The sequence below is a fragment of the Escherichia sp. WS3227_2 genome, from assembly GCF_046486495.1.
Taxonomy (GTDB): Bacteria; Pseudomonadota; Gammaproteobacteria; order Enterobacterales; family Enterobacteriaceae; genus Escherichia; species Escherichia coli.
This window is the reverse complement of record NZ_JBJQLG010000001.1, coordinates 199183-219157: the sequence shown is the minus strand read 5'-3', so window position 1 is coordinate 219157 and position 19975 is coordinate 199183. Positions and strand designations below refer to the sequence as shown.

The window sequence follows — 19975 nt, the reverse complement described above, 5'->3', positions numbered from 1 at the left end:
CGCTCTCTCGCAATCCGGTAATCCATATCATTTTTGCATAGACTCAACATAAATCGATATTTTTTATTCTTTTTATGATGTGGCGTAATCATAAAAAAGCACTTATCTGGAGTTTGTTATGCCACATTCACTGTTCAGCACTGATACCGATCTCACCGCCGAAAATCTGCTGCGTTTGCCCGCAGAATTTGGCTGCCCGGTGTGGGTCTACGATGCGCAAATTATTCGTCGGCAGATTGCAGCGCTGAAACAGTTTGATGTGGTGCGCTTCGCACAGAAAGCCTGTTCCAATATTCATATTTTGCGCTTAATGCGTGAGCAGGGCGTGAAAGTGGATTCCGTCTCGTTAGGCGAAATAGAGCGTGCGTTGGCGGCGGGTTACAATCCGCAAACGCACCCCGATGATATTGTTTTTACTGCAGATGTTATCGATCAGGCGACGATTGAACGCGTCAGTGAATTGCAAATTCCGGTGAATGCGGGTTCTGTTGATATGCTCGACCAACTGGGCCAGGTTTCGCCAGGGCATCGGGTATGGCTGCGCGTTAATCCGGGGTTTGGTCACGGACATAGCCAAAAAACCAATACCGGTGGCGAAAACAGCAAGCACGGTATCTGGTATACCGATCTGCCCGCCGCACTGGACGTGATACAACGTCATCATCTACAGCTGGTCGGCATTCACATGCACATTGGTTCTGGCGTTGATTATGCCCATCTGGAGCAAGTGTGTGGTGCTATGGTGCGTCAGGTCCTCGAATTCGGTCAGGATTTACAGGCTATTTCTGCGGGCGGTGGGCTTTCTATTCCTTATCAACAGGGTGAAGAGGCGGTTGATACCGAACATTATTATGGTCTGTGGAATGCCGCGCGTGAGCAAATCGCCCGCCATTTGGGCCATCCTGTGAAACTGGAAATTGAACCGGGTCGCTTTCTGGTAGCGCAGGCTGGCGTATTAATTACTCAAGTGCGGAGCGTCAAACAAATGGGTAGCCGCCACTTTGTGCTGGTTGATGCCGGGTTCAACGATCTGATGCGTCCGGCAATGTACGGTAGTTACCACCATATCAGTGCCCTGGCAGCTGATGGTCGTTCTCTGGAACACGCACCAACGGTGGAAACCGTCGTCGCCGGGCCGTTATGTGAATCGGGCGATGTCTTTACCCAGCAGGAAGGGGGAAATGTTGAAACCCGCGCCTTGCCGGAAGTGAAGGCAGGGGATTATCTGGTACTGCATGATACGGGGGCATATGGCGCGTCAATGTCATCCAACTACAATAGCCGTCCGCTGTTACCAGAAGTTCTGTTTGATAATGGTCAGGCGCGGTTAATTCGCCGTCGCCAGACCATCGAAGAATTACTGGCGCTGGAATTGCTTTAACTGCGGTTAGTCGCTGGTTGCATGATGACTTGCCTCCAGCGACGGAGTTGACACTGAATGGCGACGTACCAGCGTCGGGCTAAAGACATTAGTGATTTCCGGGAGAGGGCGATTATCCGCCAGCGCCAAAGCCAGTTCGGCAGCCTGCGTCGCCATCGTCACGATTGGGTAACGCACGGTGGTCAGACGCGGGCGCACATAGCGTGACACCAGCACATCATCAAAGCCAATTAACGAAATCTCACCCGGTACATCAATACCATTATCATTGAGAACGCCCATCGCGCCCGCCGCCATTGAATCGTTATAACAGGCTACCGCAGTGAAATTTCTTCCTCGTCCCAAAAGCTCGGTCATTGCCTGTTCGCCGCCGCTTTCGTCTGGTTCGCCAAATGTCACCAGCCGATCATTGGCCGGAATACCACTTTCAGCAAGGGCATCGTAATACCCTTGCAGACGATCTTCGGCGTCAGAAATAGAGTGGTTAGAGCACAGATAACCAATGCGGGTATGACCTTGCTGAATTAAATGACGCGTTGCCAGCCAGGCACCGTAACGATCGTCCAGAGCAATACAACGATTTTCAAAGCCAGGCAGGATACGGTTGATCAGCACCATACCGGGCATTTGTTTCATTAATGAGGCTAAATCGGCATCCGGGATCATTTTGGCATGGACAACCAGCGCAGCACAGCGATGGCGGATCAGTTGCTCAATGGCCTGACGCTCTTTTTGTTCGTTGTGGTAACCGTTGCCAATCAATAAAAAATTACCGGTGTGATAAGCCACCTGTTCGACCGCTTTCACCATTGCACCGAAAAACGGATCGGAAACATCACCAACGACCAGACCGACCGTTTCAGTGGTCTGCTGTGCCAGCGCACGGGCGTTGGCGTTCGGGTGATAGCTAAGAGACTCCATTGCACTATGCACAGCCAGCCGGGAAGCTTCGCTGGCTTTGGGTGAATTATTAATGACGCGGGAAACGGTGGCGACTGAAACGCCTGCCAGTCGGGCTACATCCTTTATTGTCGCCATGAAAATACCTTAGTGGGTAAACGCTTACATTGTTTCAGTGTTACGGAAAACGCCCGTTGGTTCAAGGGGCGGCGTGTTTTCATCGTGGGAATGTGAGCCAAACGCAAATAAGTAAGACAAAAAAAGAGATTGCAAACCTTTGGTTACACTTTGCGAAACGCTGTTGCGATTGACCGCTGGTGGCGTTTGGCTTCAGGTTGCTAAAGTGGTGATCCCAGAGGTATTGATAGGTGAAGTCAACTTCGGGTTGAGCACATGAATTACACCAGCCTGCGCAGATGCGCAGGTTTTTTTTTGCCGGTCATCAATCTGTAACAGTAACCGACAATTTACACACCTCGTTGCATTTCCCTTCATTCCTTTGCGTTTTCTCGCTGGCGAAGAGTCGTCGTGCAGACCACAATCAAGATCCCAGAGGTATTGATTGGTGAGATTATTCGGTACGCTCTTCGTACCCTGTCTCTTGCACCAACCTGCGCGGATGCGCAGGTTTTTTTTCGCACCTAATTTACTGTCGCTCGCGTTCTTTATCTCGTGTAATCTCCCTCCATTCGCTTTTACTGAATCAGAGCAAAGGGAGTTGGAATGCTTTTTAGCTTTTTTCGAAATTTGTGCCGTGTTTTGTATCGCGTTCGCGTTACGGGTGACACCCAGGCACTGAAGGGCGAGCGCGTTCTAATCACGCCTAATCACGTCTCTTTTATTGATGGCATACTGCTGGCATTGTTTTTACCCGTACGTCCGGTATTTGCCGTTTACACCTCAATAAGCCAACAGTGGTATATGCGTTGGCTGAAATCATTTATCGACTTTGTTCCTCTCGACCCGACGCAACCTATGGCGATTAAACATCTGGTACGTCTGGTGGAACAGGGCCGACCAGTGGTGATTTTCCCTGAAGGACGAATCACCACCACAGGCTCGCTGATGAAAATCTACGATGGTGCGGGTTTTGTCGCGGCGAAGTCTGGTGCAACGGTTATTCCTGTGCGTATTGAAGGGGCGGAACTTACGCACTTCAGCCGCCTGAAAGGTCTGGTTAAACGTCGCTTGTTCCCGCAAATTACTCTGCATATTTTGCCACCAACGCAGGTGGAGATGCCGGATGCGCCGCGTGCCCGTGACCGTCGCAAAATCGCTGGCGAAATGCTGCATCAAATAATGATGGAAGCGCGTATGGCGGTGCGCCCGCGTGAAACGCTGTACGAATCTTTACTGAGCGCAATGTACCGCTTCGGAGCCGGGAAGAAATGTGTCGAAGACGTCAACTTTACCCCAGACTCCTATCGCAAATTGCTTACGAAAACGCTGTTTGTTGGACGCATCCTTGAAAAATACAGTGTTGAAGGCGAACGCATCGGCTTAATGCTACCCAATGCAGGCATCAGTGCGGCAGTGATTTTTGGGGCCATCGCCCGTCGTCGCATTCCTGCAATGATGAACTACACCGCTGGGGTAAAAGGGCTGACCAGCGCCATTACGGCAGCTGAAATCAAAACCATCTTCACTTCCCGCCAGTTTCTCGATAAAGGCAAACTCTGGCATCTGCCGGAGCAACTTACTCAGGTGCGCTGGGTCTATCTGGAAGATTTAAAAGCAGATGTCACCACTGCCGACAAAGTGTGGATCTTCTCTCATTTGCTGATGCCGCGTCTGGCACAGGTTAAACAGCAGCCGGAAGAAGAGGCGCTGATCCTCTTTACCTCCGGTTCTGAAGGCCATCCGAAAGGCGTCGTCCATAGCCATAAAAGCATTCTGGCGAACGTCGAGCAGATTAAAACGATTGCCGACTTCACCACCAACGATCGCTTTATGTCGGCGTTACCGCTGTTTCACTCCTTTGGGCTGACGGTAGGCCTGTTTACGCCACTGCTCACAGGTGCAGAAGTGTTCCTTTATCCAAGCCCGCTGCATTACCGTATTGTGCCGGAGTTGGTGTATGACCGCAGTTGCACCGTGTTGTTCGGTACCTCGACTTTCCTCGGTCACTACGCGCGTTTCGCCAACCCGTATGACTTCTATCGTCTACGCTATGTGGTGGCAGGCGCAGAAAAACTACAAGAAAGTACCAAACAGCTTTGGCAGGATAAATTTGGCCTGCGCATCCTTGAAGGCTACGGTGTGACCGAGTGCGCGCCTGTCGTTTCTATCAACGTACCGATGGCGGCGAAACCCGGTACGGTAGGGCGTATTCTACCAGGTATGGACGCGCGCCTGTTGTCGGTTCCTGGTATCGAAGAGGGCGGACGCCTGCAACTGAAAGGGCCGAACATAATGAACGGCTATCTGCGGGTGGAGAAGCCAGGTGTACTGGAAGTGCCCACCGCCGAGAATGTTCGCGGCGAAATGGAGCGCGGCTGGTATGACACTGGCGATATTGTGCGTTTCGACGAGCAGGGCTTTGTGCAGATTCAGGGCCGCGCAAAACGCTTTGCCAAAATTGCAGGCGAAATGGTGTCGCTGGAAATGGTGGAACAACTGGCACTTGGTGTTTCGCCAGATAAAGTCCATGCCACTGCGATTAAGAGCGATGCCAGCAAAGGCGAGGCACTGGTGCTTTTCACCACAGATAACGAACTGACGCGCGATAAGTTGCAACAGTATGCCCGCGAGCACGGCGTGCCGGAGCTTGCTGTACCGCGCGATATTCGCTATCTGAAACAGATGCCATTACTTGGCAGCGGCAAACCTGACTTTGTCACGTTGAAAAGCTGGGTAGACGAAGCGGAACAACACGATGAGTGAGTCAGTGCACACTAACACTTCGTTGTGGTCGAAGGGGATGAAAGCGGTTATCGTGGCGCAGTTTCTCTCTGCGTTTGGCGATAATGCGCTGCTGTTTGCCACTCTGGCGTTACTGAAAGCGCAGTTCTATCCGGAGTGGAGCCAGCCCATCCTGCAAATGGTGTTTGTAGGTGCTTACATTCTTTTTGCGCCGTTTGTCGGACAGGTGGCGGATAGCTTCGCCAAAGGCCGGGTGATGATGTTTGCCAACGGCCTGAAGCTGCTGGGCGCAGCCAGTATCTGCTTTGGTATCAATCCGTTTCTCGGCTATACGCTGGTGGGTGTTGGTGCTGCAGCCTATTCACCGGCGAAATACGGTATTCTCGGCGAATTAACCACGGGTAGTAAGTTAGTGAAAGCTAACGGTTTAATGGAAGCTTCTACCATAGCGGCGATTTTGCTCGGTTCCGTAGCCGGTGGTGTGCTGGCTGACTGGCATGTCCTGGTCGCCCTGGCCGCATGCGCACTGGCCTACGGTGGTGCGGTCGTTGCCAATATCTACATTCCCAAACTGGTGGCGGCGCGTCCGGGGCAGTCCTGGAATCTCATCAGCATGACCCGCAGTTTCCTGAATGCCTGCACCTCGCTATGGCGCAATGGTGAAACGCGTTTTTCGCTGGTGGGCACCAGTTTATTCTGGGGAGCGGGTGTCACGCTGCGTTTCCTGTTGGTGCTGTGGGTACCGGTGGCGCTGGGCATTACCGATAACGCTACGCCGACCTATCTCAACGCGATGGTAGCGATTGGTATCGTGGTTGGCGCTGGTGCGGCAGCGAAGTTAGTTACGCTGGAAACCGTGTCACGCTGTATGCCAGCCGGGATTTTGATTGGCGTGGTGGTACTGATTTTCTCCCTGCAACACGAGCTGCTGCCAGCCTATGCCTTGTTGATGCTGATTGGCGTGCTGGGGGGCTTTTTTGTAGTACCGCTCAATGCGTTGCTACAGGAGCGGGGTAAAAAAAGCGTCGGGGCGGGGAATGCGATTGCAGTACAAAACCTTGGCGAAAACAGCGCCATGTTGTTGATGCTGGGCATTTACTCGCTGGCGGTAATGGTAGGCATCCCGGTCGTGCCCATTGGCATTGGCTTCGGTGCGCTATTTGCGCTGGCAATAACGGCGCTGTGGATCTGGCAGCGCCGTCATTAATATTTAACGCCGGTTTTAACCGGCGTTAATCTTATGGTGCCGGATAAGTATAAACCTGATGTACCGCTTCAATTTCAGCTAATATGTCTTCGCTTAACTCCAGATGCAAACTTTCGACGTTAGTTTTCAGCTGCTCCATCGTGGTTGCGCCCAGCAGAGTGCTGGCAACAAACGGTTGACGGCGTACAAAAGCGAGCGCCATCTGTGCAGGATCCAGGCCATGACGTCTGGCTATATCAACATACGCCGCGACGGCTTTTTGCGTTTGCTCACCGCTATAGCGGGTGAACCGACTAAAGAGCGTATTACGTGCGCCAGCGGGTTTTGCACCATTGAGATATTTCCCGGTCAGCGTGCCGAAACCCAGGCACGAATAGGCCAGCAGTTCGACCCCTTCATACTGGCTGACTTCTGCCAGACCTACTTCAAAACTGCGGTTTAACAGACTGTAAGGGTTCTGAATGGTGACAATACGCGGCAGATCGTGTTTGTCCGCCAGATGCAGATAGCGCATTACGCCAAATGCAGTTTCGTTCGACACGCCGATATAACGAATTTTTCCCGCGCGTTGGTACTCTGCCAGTGCGTCCAGCGTATCCAGCAGCGAAACCGCAGGCGCAGAATCTGTCCAGCTATAACCGAGTTTGCCGAAGCAGTTGGTTGGGCGCTGCGGCCAGTGCACCTGATAAAGATCGAGGTAATCAGTCTGCAGACGCTTGAGGCTGTCATGCAGCGCTTCGCGGATATTCTTCCGATCCAGCGCCTGATCCGGGCGGATGCCTTTGTCATTATTGCGCGACGGTCCGCTCACTTTGGAGGCGATAATTAACTTTTCGCGGCTGCCATGTTTCGCCAGCCAGTTGCCGACGTAGGTTTCGGTTAACCCTTGCGTTTCGGGGCGCGGAGGTACTGGGTACATTTCGGCAACGTCGATAAGGTTAATGCCCTGAGCGACGGCATAGTCGAGTTGTGCGTGGGCGTCGGCTTCGCTGTTCTGTTCACCAAACGTCATCGTGCCAAGCCCCAGCGTGCTGACTTCCAGCGAACTGTGGGGTATACGGTGATATTGCATAGCCGTTTCCTTTTTATAATCACGACATAAGGAATATAAAAATGGCAGAGGGAAGGGAAAAGGGAAAGAGAAAAATCTTAAGGCCAGCCGGATGCTGACCTTATTTGTTAACGTTCAATAATTTGCGAAACATCATCACGGTTAATTTGCATCGCGTTACCTTGCTGATCGTGATAACTCACCAGCCCGGTATCATCATCAATTTCAGGTTTTCCATCGGTCAAAATCATACGGCCATCTTTGGTCGCCATGACGTAATCACTGGAACACCCGGAAACAGCAAACGCCAGTCCGACTGCAGAAATTATTACTGCCCATTTTTTCATCCGGTTATCCTCATTTGGCCCACCTATGATAATAGTCTGTTTATAAACCGACGTTATATATCTTGAAAGCAGGAAAATCTTAAACTGTGAGGGTAACAGGAGTGAGTACGCCCTCCCGCAGGAGAGCGTACGGAGTATCAGAGCGGATTCTTTTTGTTGCGAATCAGGTTGAGGCTTTCAACCGCAATAGAGAAGAACATCGCGAAGTAGATGTAACCTTTCGGTACGTGGATGTCGAAACTTTCAAGAATCAGGGTAAAGCCCACCAGAATCAGGAAAGAGAGCGCCAGCATTTTTACCGAAGGATGGCGTTCGACAAAATCACCAATCGAGCGCGCGGCAAACATCATCACGCCTACGGCAATCACCACGGCGGCCATCATAATAAACAGGTGATCTGACAGACCCACAGCGGTAATCACCGAGTCGAGGCTGAAGATAATATCCAGCAGCATAATCTGCACGATAGCGCCGAGGAATGATGAAACGCGTGTTTTCAGCCCTTCTTCTTCACCTTCGATGGATTCGTGGATTTCCTTGCTGGCTTTCCAGATAAGGAACAAGCCACCCAGAAGCAGAATCAAATCACGGGCGGAAATTTCCTGACTGAATATTGTAAAAAGCGGATTCGTCAGGCGCGTAACCCAGGCGATGGATGCCAGCAGCGCCAGACGCATAACCATGGCTCCCGCCAACCCCAGACGGCGCGCATGAGCACGTTGTGCTGTGGGAAGCTTTGCCACCACCAGAGAAAGGAAAATAATATTGTCGATCCCAAGAACGATCTCCAGCAGCGTCAGCGTACCGAGCGCAAGCCAGGCGTTAGGATCGGTTATCCATGCAAATAACATCTAAAAAGCCCTGCCAAAAAAATGAAGCGGTAATTATATGCCCGGAAAGCGGCAGGTCAAAGCGATGGCTACTGGATCAGAAAATGACGGGCCAGTAGTGCACTGGTGAAATTCTTCTTCAAATAAAAGCCGCGTGGCAGCGTCAGAATCCGTTCGCCCCGGGCACCAATGGCTTCGGTCAGCGCTTTCGCATTCGCTGCTTTCGGTCGTATCTGTAAATATTCCCCGTGACGAGCGGTAATCCGCTCAACCTGACCGAGAACAATCATATCCATTAATTCTTCCCAGTCTTCGCGTAGCTGTCGGTCTTCCTCTTCATTCGGGCTCCACAGTAACGGTGATCCTACGCGACGCTGCGCCAGCGGGATGCTGCGCTCGCCTTCAACCGGTATCCACAGTACGCGTTTGAGCTTGTGGCGTACGTGGCTGGTTTCCCAGGTCACCCCGCTATTACCCGTTAACGGGGCTACACAAACGAATGTTGTTTCCAGCGGACGACCAAGACTATCCACAGGGATAGTTTTAAGTTCCACGCCCAGAGCAGCAAAATCTTGCTCAGGTTTACTTCCTGCGCTGGCACCTAGCCAGATCTCCAGTAACACGCCAATCCAGCCCTTATCGCGTTTTAAATTCTCTGGCGTCACCAGCCCGGCAAGTGCCGCCAGTTCTCCCAATGTATAACCAGAAAGTTGCTGTGCTTGCGCTAACAACTGTTCTTCAGTTTCGGGAGGAGAGAGCAGTGGGCGAGGTTGGGACATGTCATGATACCTTGGTTAAAAAACAAACAGCATTTCTGTGCCGAATATTCGCAGTGTAACTTTTTCCACATGCGTTGTTCAATTCTCTGATTTATATTGCTTTTTAGATTGTCGGTAATCGAGTTGCGCAACACTGAAACGGGTTTTCCAAATCTGGTCACTGAAAATAAACAGGATCTTACACCATGTTATCCACAGAAAGCTGGGATAACTGTGAAAAACCTCCACTACTGTTTCCATTTACAGCCTTGACGTGCGACGAAACTCCAGTTTTTAGTGGTTCAGTGCTTAACTTAGTGGCACATTCTGTGGATAAATACCGCATTGGTTGATCTTTCGCCAACCCGTAAATGAGAGGTGTGACCTGGGTCACGAATTACTCTTTTTTATTACTCAAATTACATGTAATGCATTGACTGATAATGAATATTTTAAAATGTCTATATCGGGCTTATTCAGAATGCTCCGGGTTTTCCCGTAGTAATTCCGTAGTTCTTCACAACTCTATCCACAGAAAAGGTGAATAAAAACGGCTATCCACCCCTTCTTCTGTTTATAACTCTGCACATAACTGTGAGTTATTCAATTGTTATTAGTGTGTAATGCCCTGCAGAGAGTGGTTTACCGTCTTCCTGGAGTATGAAACAATCATTCGTATATAAAGCTTTATTTTGAGGTAGTCCGGTGATTGATGACGATGGCTACCGCCCAAACGTAGGTATCGTGATTTGTAATCGCCAGGGGCAGGTAATGTGGGCCCGGCGATTTGGTCAGCACTCCTGGCAATTTCCGCAAGGCGGAATCAACCCCGGAGAATCCGCAGAGCAGGCGATGTACCGTGAATTGTTTGAAGAAGTAGGATTAAGCCGTAAAGACGTTCGAATCCTTGCTTCAACGCGTAACTGGTTGCGCTACAAATTACCGAAACGTTTGGTGCGTTGGGACACGAAGCCGGTTTGTATCGGCCAAAAACAAAAATGGTTTCTCTTGCAGCTGGTGAGCGGCGATGCAGAAATCAATATGCAAACCAGCAGTACACCAGAGTTTGACGGCTGGCGATGGGTAAGTTACTGGTATCCAGTCAGACAGGTGGTGTCATTTAAACGTGATGTCTACCGTAGGGTAATGAAAGAGTTCGCGAGTGTGGTGATGTCACTGCAGGAAAATACGCCAAAACCACAAAACGCATCTGCTTATCGACGTAAAAGAGGTTAAGTCACGCCAATTATGCTCACTCGCCTGCGCGAAATAGTCGAAAAGGTAGCCAGCGCACCACGCCTGAATGAGGCGTTAAATATTCTGGTTACCGACATCTGTCTTGCGATGGATACCGAGGTCTGTTCGGTTTACCTGGCCGATCATGATCGACGTTGTTACTACCTGATGGCGACCCGGGGGCTGAAAAAACCACGCGGTCGCACTGTAACGCTCGCGTTTGATGAAGGGATCGTCGGCCTGGTTGGCAGGCTGGCGGAACCGATAAACCTTGCAGATGCGCAAAAGCACCCCAGCTTCAAATACATCCCCTCCGTAAAAGAAGAACGTTTCCGCGCGTTTTTAGGCGTACCAATTATTCAACGTCGCCAGTTGCTTGGTGTACTGGTGGTACAGCAACGAGAGTTGCGCCAGTATGACGAAAGTGAAGAATCCTTCCTGGTGACGCTTGCCACCCAGATGGCAGCGATTCTTTCTCAGTCGCAGTTGACTGCCTTGTTTGGGCAATATCGCCAGACGCGAATCCGTGCATTACCGGCAGCGCCTGGTGTAGCGATTGCCGAAGGCTGGCAGGATGCCACGTTACCTTTAATGGAACAGGTGTATCAGGCATCAACGCTGGATCCGGCTCTGGAACGCGAACGACTGACCGGGGCGCTGGAAGAAGCGGCAAACGAGTTTCGCCGCTACAGCAAACGCTTTGCCGCCGGTGCACAAAAAGAAACGGCGGCTATTTTCGATCTTTACTCGCACCTGCTTTCGGACACCCGGCTGCGTCGCGAATTGTTTGCCGAGGTTGATAAAGGCTCGGTGGCAGAGTGGGCGGTAAAAACGGTCATTGAAAAATTTGCCGAACAGTTTGCCGCGCTAAGCGATAACTATCTCAAAGAGCGGGCTGGCGATTTACGTGCGCTGGGTCAGCGATTGCTGTTTCATCTTGATGACGCTAATCAAGGGCCGAACGCCTGGCCGGAACGTTTCATTCTGGTGGCAGATGAACTGTCAGCAACAACGCTTGCTGAGCTGCCCCAGGATCGCTTAGTCGGTGTTGTCGTGCGCGATGGCGCAGCCAACTCCCATGCTGCGATCATGGTACGTGCGCTGGGGATCCCTACCGTGATGGGCGCGGATATTCAGCCTTCGGTGCTGCATCGTCGGACGCTGATTGTCGATGGTTATCGCGGTGAATTGCTGGTCGATCCGGAGCCGGTACTGCTGCAAGAATATCAGCGACTAATTAGTGAAGAGATTGAGCTTAGCCGTCTGGCGGAAGATGACGTCAATTTACCCGCGCAGTTAAAAAGTGGCGAGCGTATAAAAGTCATGCTCAATGCCGGTTTAAGCCCGGAACATGAAGAAAAACTGGGCAGCCGTATTGATGGCATAGGACTTTATCGCACTGAAATCCCATTCATGCTGCAAAGTGGTTTTCCGTCGGAAGAAGAACAGGTGGCGCAGTATCAGGGGATGCTGCAAATGTTCAATGATAAGCCCGTCACCTTGCGTACGCTGGATGTCGGAGCAGATAAGCAGCTGCCTTACATGCCGATCAGCGAAGAGAATCCATGCCTGGGTTGGCGTGGGATTCGCATTACGCTCGATCAGCCGGAGATCTTCTTGATCCAGGTGCGGGCGATGCTGCGTGCTAATGCCGCTACGGGCAACCTGAATATTCTGTTGCCGATGGTCACCAGCCTCGATGAAGTTGACGAAGCACGCCGCCTGATTGAACGTGCCGGACGTGAAGTCGAGGAGATGATCGGTTACGAAATTCCCAAACCACGTATCGGCATCATGCTTGAAGTGCCGTCAATGGTATTTATGCTGCCGCATCTGGCAAAGCGGGTCGATTTTATCTCTGTTGGCACCAACGATCTGACTCAATACATCCTGGCCGTTGATCGCAACAATACCCGGGTGGCGAACATTTATGACAGTCTTCATCCTGCAATGTTACGAGCTCTGGCGATGATCGCTCGGGAAGCGGAAATACATGGTATCGATCTCCGTTTGTGCGGTGAAATGGCGGGCGATCCCATGTGCGTGGCAATCCTCATTGGGCTTGGGTATCGTCATCTGTCTATGAACGGACGTTCTGTAGCGCGCGTAAAATACCTGCTGCGGCGCATTGATTATGCCGAAGCAGAAAATCTTGCGCAGCGTAGTCTGGAAGCGCAACTGGCGACCGAAGTTCGCCATCAGGTTGCAGCCTTTATGGAGCGTCGCGGCATGGGCGGGTTGATTCGCGGAGGGTTATAGCGCGGATCATATACATATCTTTTAACGGTATCCGGCAACCAGCCAGGTCCCCTTGTGCTATTATTCGCACCTTTGGAGCGCCTGAAACCTGCGGCGCGCATTTCAATCGCTGTTCTCTTTCAGCGAAATAACAAGAACTTGTGGTGACAGATGACCAGTAGCTATCTGCATTTTCCGGAGTTTGATCCGGTCATTTTCTCAATAGGACCCGTAGCGCTTCACTGGTACGGCCTGATGTATCTGGTGGGTTTCATTTTTGCAATGTGGCTGGCAACACGTCGGGCGAATCGTCCGGGCAGCGGCTGGACCAAAAATGAAGTTGAAAACTTACTCTATGCGGGCTTCCTCGGCGTCTTCCTCGGTGGACGTATTGGTTATGTTCTGTTCTACAACTTCCCGCAGTTTATGGCCGATCCGCTGTATCTGTTCCGTGTCTGGGACGGCGGCATGTCCTTCCACGGCGGCCTGATTGGCGTTATCGTGGTGATGATTATCTTCGCCCGCCGTACTAAACGTTCCTTCTTCCAGGTCTCTGATTTTATCGCACCACTCATTCCGTTTGGTCTTGGTGCCGGGCGTCTGGGCAACTTTATTAACGGTGAATTGTGGGGCCGCGTTGACCCGAACTTCCCGTTTGCCATGCTGTTCCCTGGCTCCCGTACAGAAGATATTTTGCTGCTGCAAACCAACCCGCAGTGGCAATCCATTTTCGACACTTACGGTGTGCTGCCGCGCCACCCATCACAGCTTTACGAGCTGCTGCTGGAAGGTGTGGTGCTGTTTATTATCCTCAACCTGTATATTCGTAAACCGCGCCCAATGGGAGCAGTCTCAGGCTTGTTCCTGATTGGCTACGGCGCGTTTCGCATCATTGTTGAGTTTTTCCGCCAGCCCGACGCGCAGTTTACCGGTGCCTGGGTGCAGTACATCAGCATGGGGCAAATTCTTTCCATCCCGATGATTGTCGCGGGTGTGATCATGATGGTCTGGGCATATCGTCGCAGCCCACAGCAACACGTTTCCTGAGGAACCATGAAACAGTATTTAGAACTGATGCAAAAAGTGCTCGACGAAGGCACACAGAAAAACGACCGTACCGGAACCGGAACGCTTTCCATTTTTGGTCATCAGATGCGTTTTAACCTGCAGGATGGATTCCCGCTGGTGACAACTAAACGTTGCCACCTGCGTTCCATCATCCATGAACTGCTGTGGTTTCTGCAGGGCGACACTAACATTGCTTATCTACACGAAAACAATGTCACCATCTGGGACGAATGGGCCGATGAAAACGGCGACCTCGGGCCAGTGTATGGTAAACAGTGGCGCGCCTGGCCAACGCCGGATGGTCGTCATATTGACCAGATCACTACGGTACTGAACCAGCTGAAAAACGACCCGGATTCCCGCCGCATTATTGTTTCAGCGTGGAACGTAGGCGAACTGGATAAAATGGCGCTGGCACCGTGCCATGCATTCTTCCAGTTTTATGTGGCAGACGGCAAACTCTCTTGCCAGCTTTATCAGCGCTCCTGTGACGTCTTCCTCGGCCTGCCGTTCAACATTGCCAGCTACGCGTTACTGGTGCATATGATGGCGCAGCAGTGCGATCTGGAAGTGGGTGATTTTGTCTGGACCGGTGGCGATACGCACCTGTACAGCAATCATATGGATCAAACTCATCTGCAATTAAGCCGCGAACCGCGTCCGCTGCCGAAGTTGATTATCAAACGTAAACCCGAATCCATCTTCGACTACCGTTTCGAAGACTTTGAGATTGAAGGCTACGATCCGCATCCGGGCATTAAAGCGCCGGTGGCTATCTAATTACGAAACATCCTGCCAGAGCCGACGCCAGTGTGCGTCGGTTTTTTTTACTCTCCGTTAAATTCTTCGAGACGCCTTCCCGAAATTTTGCAACGTCCTGCAACGGCGTAAATAGTCCGGAAGATGTGCCGAAGAAATAGAAACTGGCCCTCGTCTTTTTTTCTCCTCGCTCCATACTGCCGGCATGAAAACACAACGTGGTTATACGCTGATTGAAACGCTGGTCGCGATGCTGATTCTGGTCATGCTAAGCGCAAGTGGGCTCTATGGCTGGCAATATTGGCAGCAGTCGCAACGGCTTTGGCAAACCGCCAGCCAGGCGCGGGACTATTTGCTCTATTTACGTGAAGATGCCAACTGGCATAACCGCGACCACAGTATCAGTGTTATCAGGGAGGGGACGTTATGGTGCCTGGTGAGTTCCGTTGCTGGGGCGAATACCTGTCATGGCAGTTCACCATTGGTCTTTGTGCCACGCTGGCCCGAAGTCGAAATGAGCGACCTGACACCTTCGCTTGCTTTCTTTGGCCTGCGCAATACCGCATGGGCCGGGCATATTCGCTTCAAAAACTCAACGGGCGAGTGGTGGCTGGTGGTTTCGCCGTGGGGAAGACTCCGGCTTTGTCAGCAAGGAGAAACAGAAGGATGCCTGTAAAAGAGCTAGGTTTTTCTCTGCTGGAAGTGTTGATTGCTATGGCGATCAGTAGCGTATTGTTGCTGGGGGCAGCACGCTTTCTGCCTGCGTTACAGCGTGAAAGTTTAACGAGCACCCGTAAGCTGGCGCTGGAAGATGAAATCTGGCTGCGGGTATTTACCGTCGCGAAGCATCTCCAGAGGGCGGGTTATTGTCATGGCAGCTGTACCGGCGAAGGGCTGGAAATTGTCGGACAGGGTGACTGTATCATTGTGCAGTGGGATGCGAACAGTAACGGTATCTGGGATCGCGAACCGGTAAAAGAGTCCGACCAGATTGGATTTCGTCTGAAGGAGCATGTGCTGGAAACGCTACGCGGTGCGACATCCTGTGAAGGTAAGGGCTGGGATAAAGTCACTAATCCGGATGCCATCATTATCGACACTTTTCAGGTTACCCGACAGGATGTCAGCGGTTTCTCGCCGGTGTTGACGGTTAATATGCACGCTGCCAGCAAGGCTGATCCGCAAACCGTGGTGGATGCCAGTTATAGCGTGACAGGATCCAACCTGTGAACCGCGAAAAGGGTGTTTCGTCACTGGCTCTGGTCCTTATGCTGCTGGTTTTGGGTAGCTTGCTATTACAAGGAATGAGCCAACAGGATCGCAGTTTTGCCTCTCGCGTGAGCATGGAAAGTCAGTCATTGCGCCGCCAGGCCATCGTTCAGTCGGCGCTGGAGTGGGGAAAAATGCACTCCTGGCAGACGCAGCCCGCAGTTCAGTGCTTACTGTACGCTGCCACCGGTGCCCGGGTTTGTCTGCGTTTATTGGCAGATAATGAAGCCTTATTGATTGCCGGTTATGAAGGCGTTTCGTTGTGGCGAACAGGAGAAGTCATCGATGGAAACATTGTTTTTTCGCCACGCGGCTGGAGCGATTTTTGTCCGCTGAAAGAGAGGGCGTTATGTCAGCTTCCCTGAAGAATCAACAAGGCTTTAGCCTGCCGGAGGTAATGTTGGCGATGGTGTTGATGGTGATGATTGTCACTGCGTTATCGGGTTTCCAGCGAACATTAATGAACAGTCTTGCCAGCAGAAATCAGTACCAACAGCTCTGGCGGCATGGCTGGCAGCAAACGCAACTGCGTGCGATTTCGCCACCTGCCAACTGGCAGGTAAACCGAATGCAGACATCGCAGGCGGGATGTGTCAGCATCAGCGTTACGCTAGTTTCACCCGGGGGCAGAGAAGGCGAGATGACCCGCCTGCATTGCCCGAATCGTCAGTAGTCAGGAGCCGCTATGTTAAGGGTCTACCATTCCAATCGTCTGGACGTGCTGGAAGCGTTGATGGAGTTTATTGTCGAACGCGAACGGCTGGACGATCCTTTCGAACCAGAGATGATTCTGGTGCAAAGTACCGGTATGGCGCAGTGGCTGCAAATGACCCTGTCGCAAAAGTTTGGTATTGCGGCAAACATTGATTTTCCGCTGCCAGCGAGCTTTATCTGGGATATGTTCGTCCGGGTGTTACCGGAAATCCCCAAAGAGAGCGCCTTTAACAAACAGAGCATGAGCTGGAAACTGATGACTCTGCTGCCGCAACTGTTGGAGCGCGAAGACTTTACCCTGTTGCGGCATTATCTGACTGACGATAGCGACAAGCGAAAACTGTTCCAGCTTTCTTCAAAAGCGGCGGACCTGTTTGACCAGTATCTGGTCTATCGTCCGGACTGGCTGGCACAGTGGGAAACAGGACATTTGGTTGAAGGGCTGGGAGAAGCACAGGCCTGGCAAGCGCCGTTGTGGAAGGCGTTGGTGGAATATACCGACGAACTCGGGCAACCGCGCTGGCACCGCGCCAATCTCTATCAGCGCTTTATCGAAACGCTGGAGTCCGCGACGACCTGCCCGCCGGGGCTACCTTCGCGCGTCTTTATATGCGGTATTTCCGCGTTACCGCCTGTTTATCTCCAGGCGCTACAGGCGCTGGGTAAACATATTGAAATCCATCTCCTGTTTACCAACCCCTGCCGTTATTACTGGGGCGACATTAAAGATCCTGCTTATCTGGCGAAACTGCTGACTCGCCAGCGCCGACACAGTTTTGAAGATCGCGAATTACCGCTATTTCGCGACAGCGAAAATGCCGGACAGCTCTTTAACAGCGATGGTGAACAGGATGTCGGTAACCCGCTGCTGGCCTCATGGGGCAAGCTTGGGCGCGACTACATTTATCTTCTTTCTGACCTGGAGGGCAGCCAGGAGCTGGACGCTTTTGTCGATGTCACGCCAGATAACCTGCTGCATAACATTCAGTCTGACATTCTGGAACTGGAAAACCGCGCCGTTGCGGGTGTGAACATCGAAGAGTTTTCCCGTAGCGATAACAAACGCCCGCTTGATCCACTGGATAGCAGTATCACCTTTCACGTTTGCCATAGCCCGCAGCGTGAAGTTGAAGTTTTACACGATCGCCTGCTGGCGATGCTGGAGGAAGACCCGACACTTACTCCGCGCGACATCATCGTGATGGTGGCTGACATCGACAGCTACAGTCCGTTTATTCAGGCTGTGTTTGGTAGCGCACCTGCGGATCGTTACCTGCCTTACGCCATTTCCGACCGTCGGGCGCGGCAGTCACATCCGGTACTGGAAGCGTTTATCAGCCTGTTATCACTGCCTGACAGTCGCTTTGTGTCAGAGGATGTGCTGGCGCTGCTGGATGTGCCGGTGCTGGCGGCGCGGTTTGACATCACCGAAGAAGGGCTGCGTTATTTACGCCAGTGGGTCAACGAATCCGGCATTCGTTGGGGGATAGATGACGACAACGTTCGCGAGCTGGAACTCCCGGCCACCGGACAACACACCTGGCGATTTGGCCTGACGCGTATGTTGCTGGGCTACGCGATGGAGAGCGCGCAGGGCGAGTGGCAATCGGTTCTACCTTATGATGAATCGAGCGGCTTAATTGCAGAACTGGTGGGGCATCTGGCTTCACTGCTAATGCAGCTAAACATCTGGCGTCGCGGGCTGGCGCAGGAGCGTCCGCTGGAAGAGTGGTTGCCGGTTTGTCGCGATATGCTCAACGCCTTCTTCCTGCCGGATGCGGAAACCGAAGCGGCGATGACGCTGATCGAACAACAATGGCAGGCGATTATCGCCGAAGGTTTAGGTGCGCAGTATGGCGACGCGGTGCCGCTGTCACTATTGCGTGATGAACTGGCACAGCGCCTGGATCAGGAACGTATCAGCCAGCGTTTTCTCGCCGGACCGGTTAACATTTGTACTCTGATGCCAATGCGTTCCATCCCATTCAAAGTGGTTTGCCTGCTGGGAATGAACGACGGCGTTTATCCACGCCAGCTTGCGCCATTGGGCTTTGACCTGATGAGCCAGAAACCGAAGCGTGGCGACCGTAGCCGTCGCGATGATGACCGCTATCTGTTCCTGGAAGCGTTAATTTCCGCGCAGCAAAAACTCTATATCAGCTATATCGGGCGTTCCATTCAGGATAACAGTGAACGTTTCCCGTCGGTACTGGTGCAGGAACTGATCGACTACATCGGACAAAGTCATTATCTACCGGGCGATGAGGCGCTCAACTGTGATGAAAGCGAGGCAAGGGTAAAAGCGCATCTTACTTGCCTCCATACCCGAATGCCGTTTGATCCGCAAAACTACCAGCCAGGCGAACGACAAAGTTATGCTCGTGAATGGCTACCTGCGGCCAGCCAGGCTGGTAAAGCACATTCTGAATTTGTTCAGCCGCTGCCGTTTACCTTACCGGAAACCGTGCCGCTGGAAACGCTACAACGATTCTGGGCACATCCGGTGCGGGCATTTTTCCAGATGCGTTTGCAGGTGAACTTCCGTACCGAAGACAGCGAAATCCCCGACACCGAGCCATTTATTCTGGAAGGGCTTAGCCGTTATCAAATCAATCAGCAGTTATTGAATGCACTGGTTGAGCAGGATGATGCCGAACGCTTGTTCCGCCGCTTCCGGGCGGCAGGGGATTTACCGTATGGCGCTTTTGGTGAAATTTTCTGGGAAACACAGTGCCAGGAGATGCAGCAGCTTGCCGATAGAGTCATTGCCTGTCGCCAGCCGGGGCAGAGTATGGAAATTGATCTCGCCTGCAACGGTGTGCAGATAACTGGCTGGTTGCCGCAGGTGCAGCCGGATGGCCTGTTGCGCTGGCGTCCCTCTTTATTAAGTGTGGCACAGGGAATGCAACTTTGGCTGGAACACCTTGTCTACTGTGCCAGCGGTGGTAATGGTGAAAGTCGCCTTTTTCTACGCAAAGACGGCGAGTGGCGTTTTCCGCCGCTTGCAGCCGAACAGGCTTTGCATTACCTCTCACAACTGATTGAGGGGTATCGTGAAGGAATGTCCGCGCCATTGCTGGTGTTACCTGAAAGTGGCGGCGCGTGGCTAAAAACCTGTTATGACGCGCAAAACGATGCCATGCTGGATGACGATTCCACGTTGCAAAAAGCCCGTACGAAATTCCTTCAGGCTTACGAAGGCAACATGATGGTGCGTGGCGAAGGTGATGATATCTGGTATCAACGGCTCTGGCGGCAATTAACACCAGAGACAATGGAGGCCATCGTTGAACAGTCGCAACGTTTCCTGTTACCGCTGTTTCGCTTTAATCAGTCATGAGTGTTGTATAAAAAT

The 19975-nt window shown here is 52.1% G+C and carries 18 protein-coding genes; 13 read left to right on the top strand and 5 right to left on the bottom strand.

The window, feature by feature from the left end; all coding sequences use genetic code 11:
* Positions 1 to 118 precede the first annotated feature (118 nt).
* Complete coding sequence (lysA, locus tag ACJHXB_RS01070; protein ID WP_001120697.1) at positions 119 to 1381, top strand: diaminopimelate decarboxylase; 1263 nt, start codon at positions 119 to 121, stop codon at positions 1379 to 1381.
* Positions 1382 to 1387: 6 nt separating this feature from the next.
* Here lysA and galR read toward each other — a convergent pair whose 3' ends face one another.
* A complete protein-coding gene (gene galR / locus ACJHXB_RS01065; protein ID WP_000201064.1) occupies positions 1388 to 2419 on the bottom strand; it encodes an HTH-type transcriptional regulator GalR in 1032 nt (343 codons plus the stop codon).
* 585 nt (positions 2420 to 3004) lie between these two features.
* Between galR and aas the strand changes: the two genes are divergently transcribed.
* Together aas and lplT are read left to right on the top strand one after the other, a co-directional pair.
* The gene (aas, locus tag ACJHXB_RS01060) at positions 3005 to 5164 is read left to right on the top strand and encodes a bifunctional acyl-ACP--phospholipid O-acyltransferase/long-chain-fatty-acid--ACP ligase (protein WP_000899043.1); all 2160 of its coding nucleotides are present in this window, start codon (positions 3005 to 3007) and stop codon (positions 5162 to 5164) included.
* Positions 5157 to 6350, top strand: a complete 1194-nt coding sequence (lplT, locus tag ACJHXB_RS01055; protein WP_000004627.1) for a lysophospholipid transporter LplT — start codon at positions 5157 to 5159, stop codon at positions 6348 to 6350. The genes aas and lplT overlap by 8 nt, the downstream gene beginning before the upstream one ends.
* A 31-nt stretch (positions 6351 to 6381) precedes the next feature.
* On the opposite strand, the gene ACJHXB_RS01050 is transcribed toward lplT, so the two are convergent.
* From ACJHXB_RS01050 to mutH, 4 genes are all read right to left on the bottom strand, one after another.
* Positions 6382 to 7422, bottom strand: coding sequence for an NADP(H)-dependent aldo-keto reductase (locus ACJHXB_RS01050; RefSeq protein ID WP_001199297.1), 1041 nt, complete (start codon positions 7420 to 7422; stop codon positions 6382 to 6384).
* Positions 7423 to 7529: 107 nt separating this feature from the next.
* Positions 7530 to 7748, bottom strand: coding sequence for a lipoprotein YgdR (ygdR, locus tag ACJHXB_RS01045; RefSeq protein ID WP_000758655.1), 219 nt, complete (start codon positions 7746 to 7748; stop codon positions 7530 to 7532).
* Between the two features lie 137 nt (positions 7749 to 7885).
* A complete protein-coding gene (locus ACJHXB_RS01040; RefSeq protein WP_000895624.1) occupies positions 7886 to 8599 on the bottom strand; it encodes a TerC family protein in 714 nt (237 codons plus the stop codon).
* A gap of 68 nt (positions 8600 to 8667) precedes the next feature.
* On the bottom strand, positions 8668 to 9357 hold the full coding sequence (gene mutH / locus ACJHXB_RS01035) for a DNA mismatch repair endonuclease MutH (RefSeq protein WP_000082188.1): 690 nt from the start codon (positions 9355 to 9357) through the stop codon (positions 8668 to 8670).
* Positions 9358 to 9542: 185 nt separating this feature from the next.
* On the opposite strand from mutH, the gene ygdT reads away from it, so the two are divergent.
* From ygdT to recC, 10 genes are all read left to right on the top strand, one after another.
* Positions 9543 to 9689, top strand: coding sequence for a protein YgdT (ygdT, locus tag ACJHXB_RS01030; RefSeq protein ID WP_001305801.1), 147 nt, complete (start codon positions 9543 to 9545; stop codon positions 9687 to 9689).
* A gap of 352 nt (positions 9690 to 10041) precedes the next feature.
* Complete coding sequence (rppH, locus tag ACJHXB_RS01025) at positions 10042 to 10572, top strand: RNA pyrophosphohydrolase (protein WP_000564489.1); 531 nt, start codon at positions 10042 to 10044, stop codon at positions 10570 to 10572.
* A 12-nt stretch (positions 10573 to 10584) separates the two neighbouring features.
* A complete protein-coding gene (gene ptsP / locus ACJHXB_RS01020) occupies positions 10585 to 12831 on the top strand; it encodes a phosphoenolpyruvate--protein phosphotransferase (RefSeq protein WP_000957914.1) in 2247 nt (748 codons plus the stop codon).
* A 150-nt stretch (positions 12832 to 12981) separates the two neighbouring features.
* Positions 12982 to 13857 carry a prolipoprotein diacylglyceryl transferase gene (lgt, locus tag ACJHXB_RS01015; RefSeq protein ID WP_000204658.1) on the top strand — a complete coding sequence of 292 codons (876 nt, stop codon included), beginning with the start codon at positions 12982 to 12984 and terminating at the stop codon, positions 13855 to 13857.
* Positions 13858 to 13863: 6 nt separating this feature from the next.
* Positions 13864 to 14658, top strand: coding sequence for a thymidylate synthase (gene thyA, locus ACJHXB_RS01010; RefSeq protein ID WP_000816232.1), 795 nt, complete (start codon positions 13864 to 13866; stop codon positions 14656 to 14658).
* A gap of 184 nt (positions 14659 to 14842) precedes the next feature.
* Complete coding sequence (locus tag ACJHXB_RS01005) at positions 14843 to 15313, top strand: prepilin peptidase-dependent protein (RefSeq protein ID WP_000857056.1); 471 nt, start codon at positions 14843 to 14845, stop codon at positions 15311 to 15313.
* On the top strand, positions 15304 to 15867 hold the full coding sequence (locus ACJHXB_RS01000; RefSeq protein WP_001144286.1) for a prepilin peptidase-dependent protein: 564 nt from the start codon (positions 15304 to 15306) through the stop codon (positions 15865 to 15867). The genes ACJHXB_RS01005 and ACJHXB_RS01000 overlap by 10 nt, the downstream gene beginning before the upstream one ends.
* Positions 15864 to 16271, top strand: coding sequence for a DUF2509 family protein (locus ACJHXB_RS00995; protein WP_001078399.1), 408 nt, complete (start codon positions 15864 to 15866; stop codon positions 16269 to 16271). The genes ACJHXB_RS01000 and ACJHXB_RS00995 overlap by 4 nt, the downstream gene beginning before the upstream one ends.
* Positions 16256 to 16579: a prepilin-type N-terminal cleavage/methylation domain-containing protein gene (locus tag ACJHXB_RS00990; protein WP_001276460.1), complete on the top strand. Its 324-nt coding sequence runs from the start codon at positions 16256 to 16258 to the stop codon at positions 16577 to 16579. The genes ACJHXB_RS00995 and ACJHXB_RS00990 overlap by 16 nt, the downstream gene beginning before the upstream one ends.
* Before the next feature lie 12 nt (positions 16580 to 16591).
* Positions 16592 to 19960 (top strand): exodeoxyribonuclease V subunit gamma, encoded by a 3369-nt coding sequence (gene recC, locus ACJHXB_RS00985; RefSeq protein ID WP_000946895.1) that lies wholly within the window; start codon positions 16592 to 16594, stop codon positions 19958 to 19960.
* Positions 19961 to 19975 lie beyond the last annotated feature (15 nt).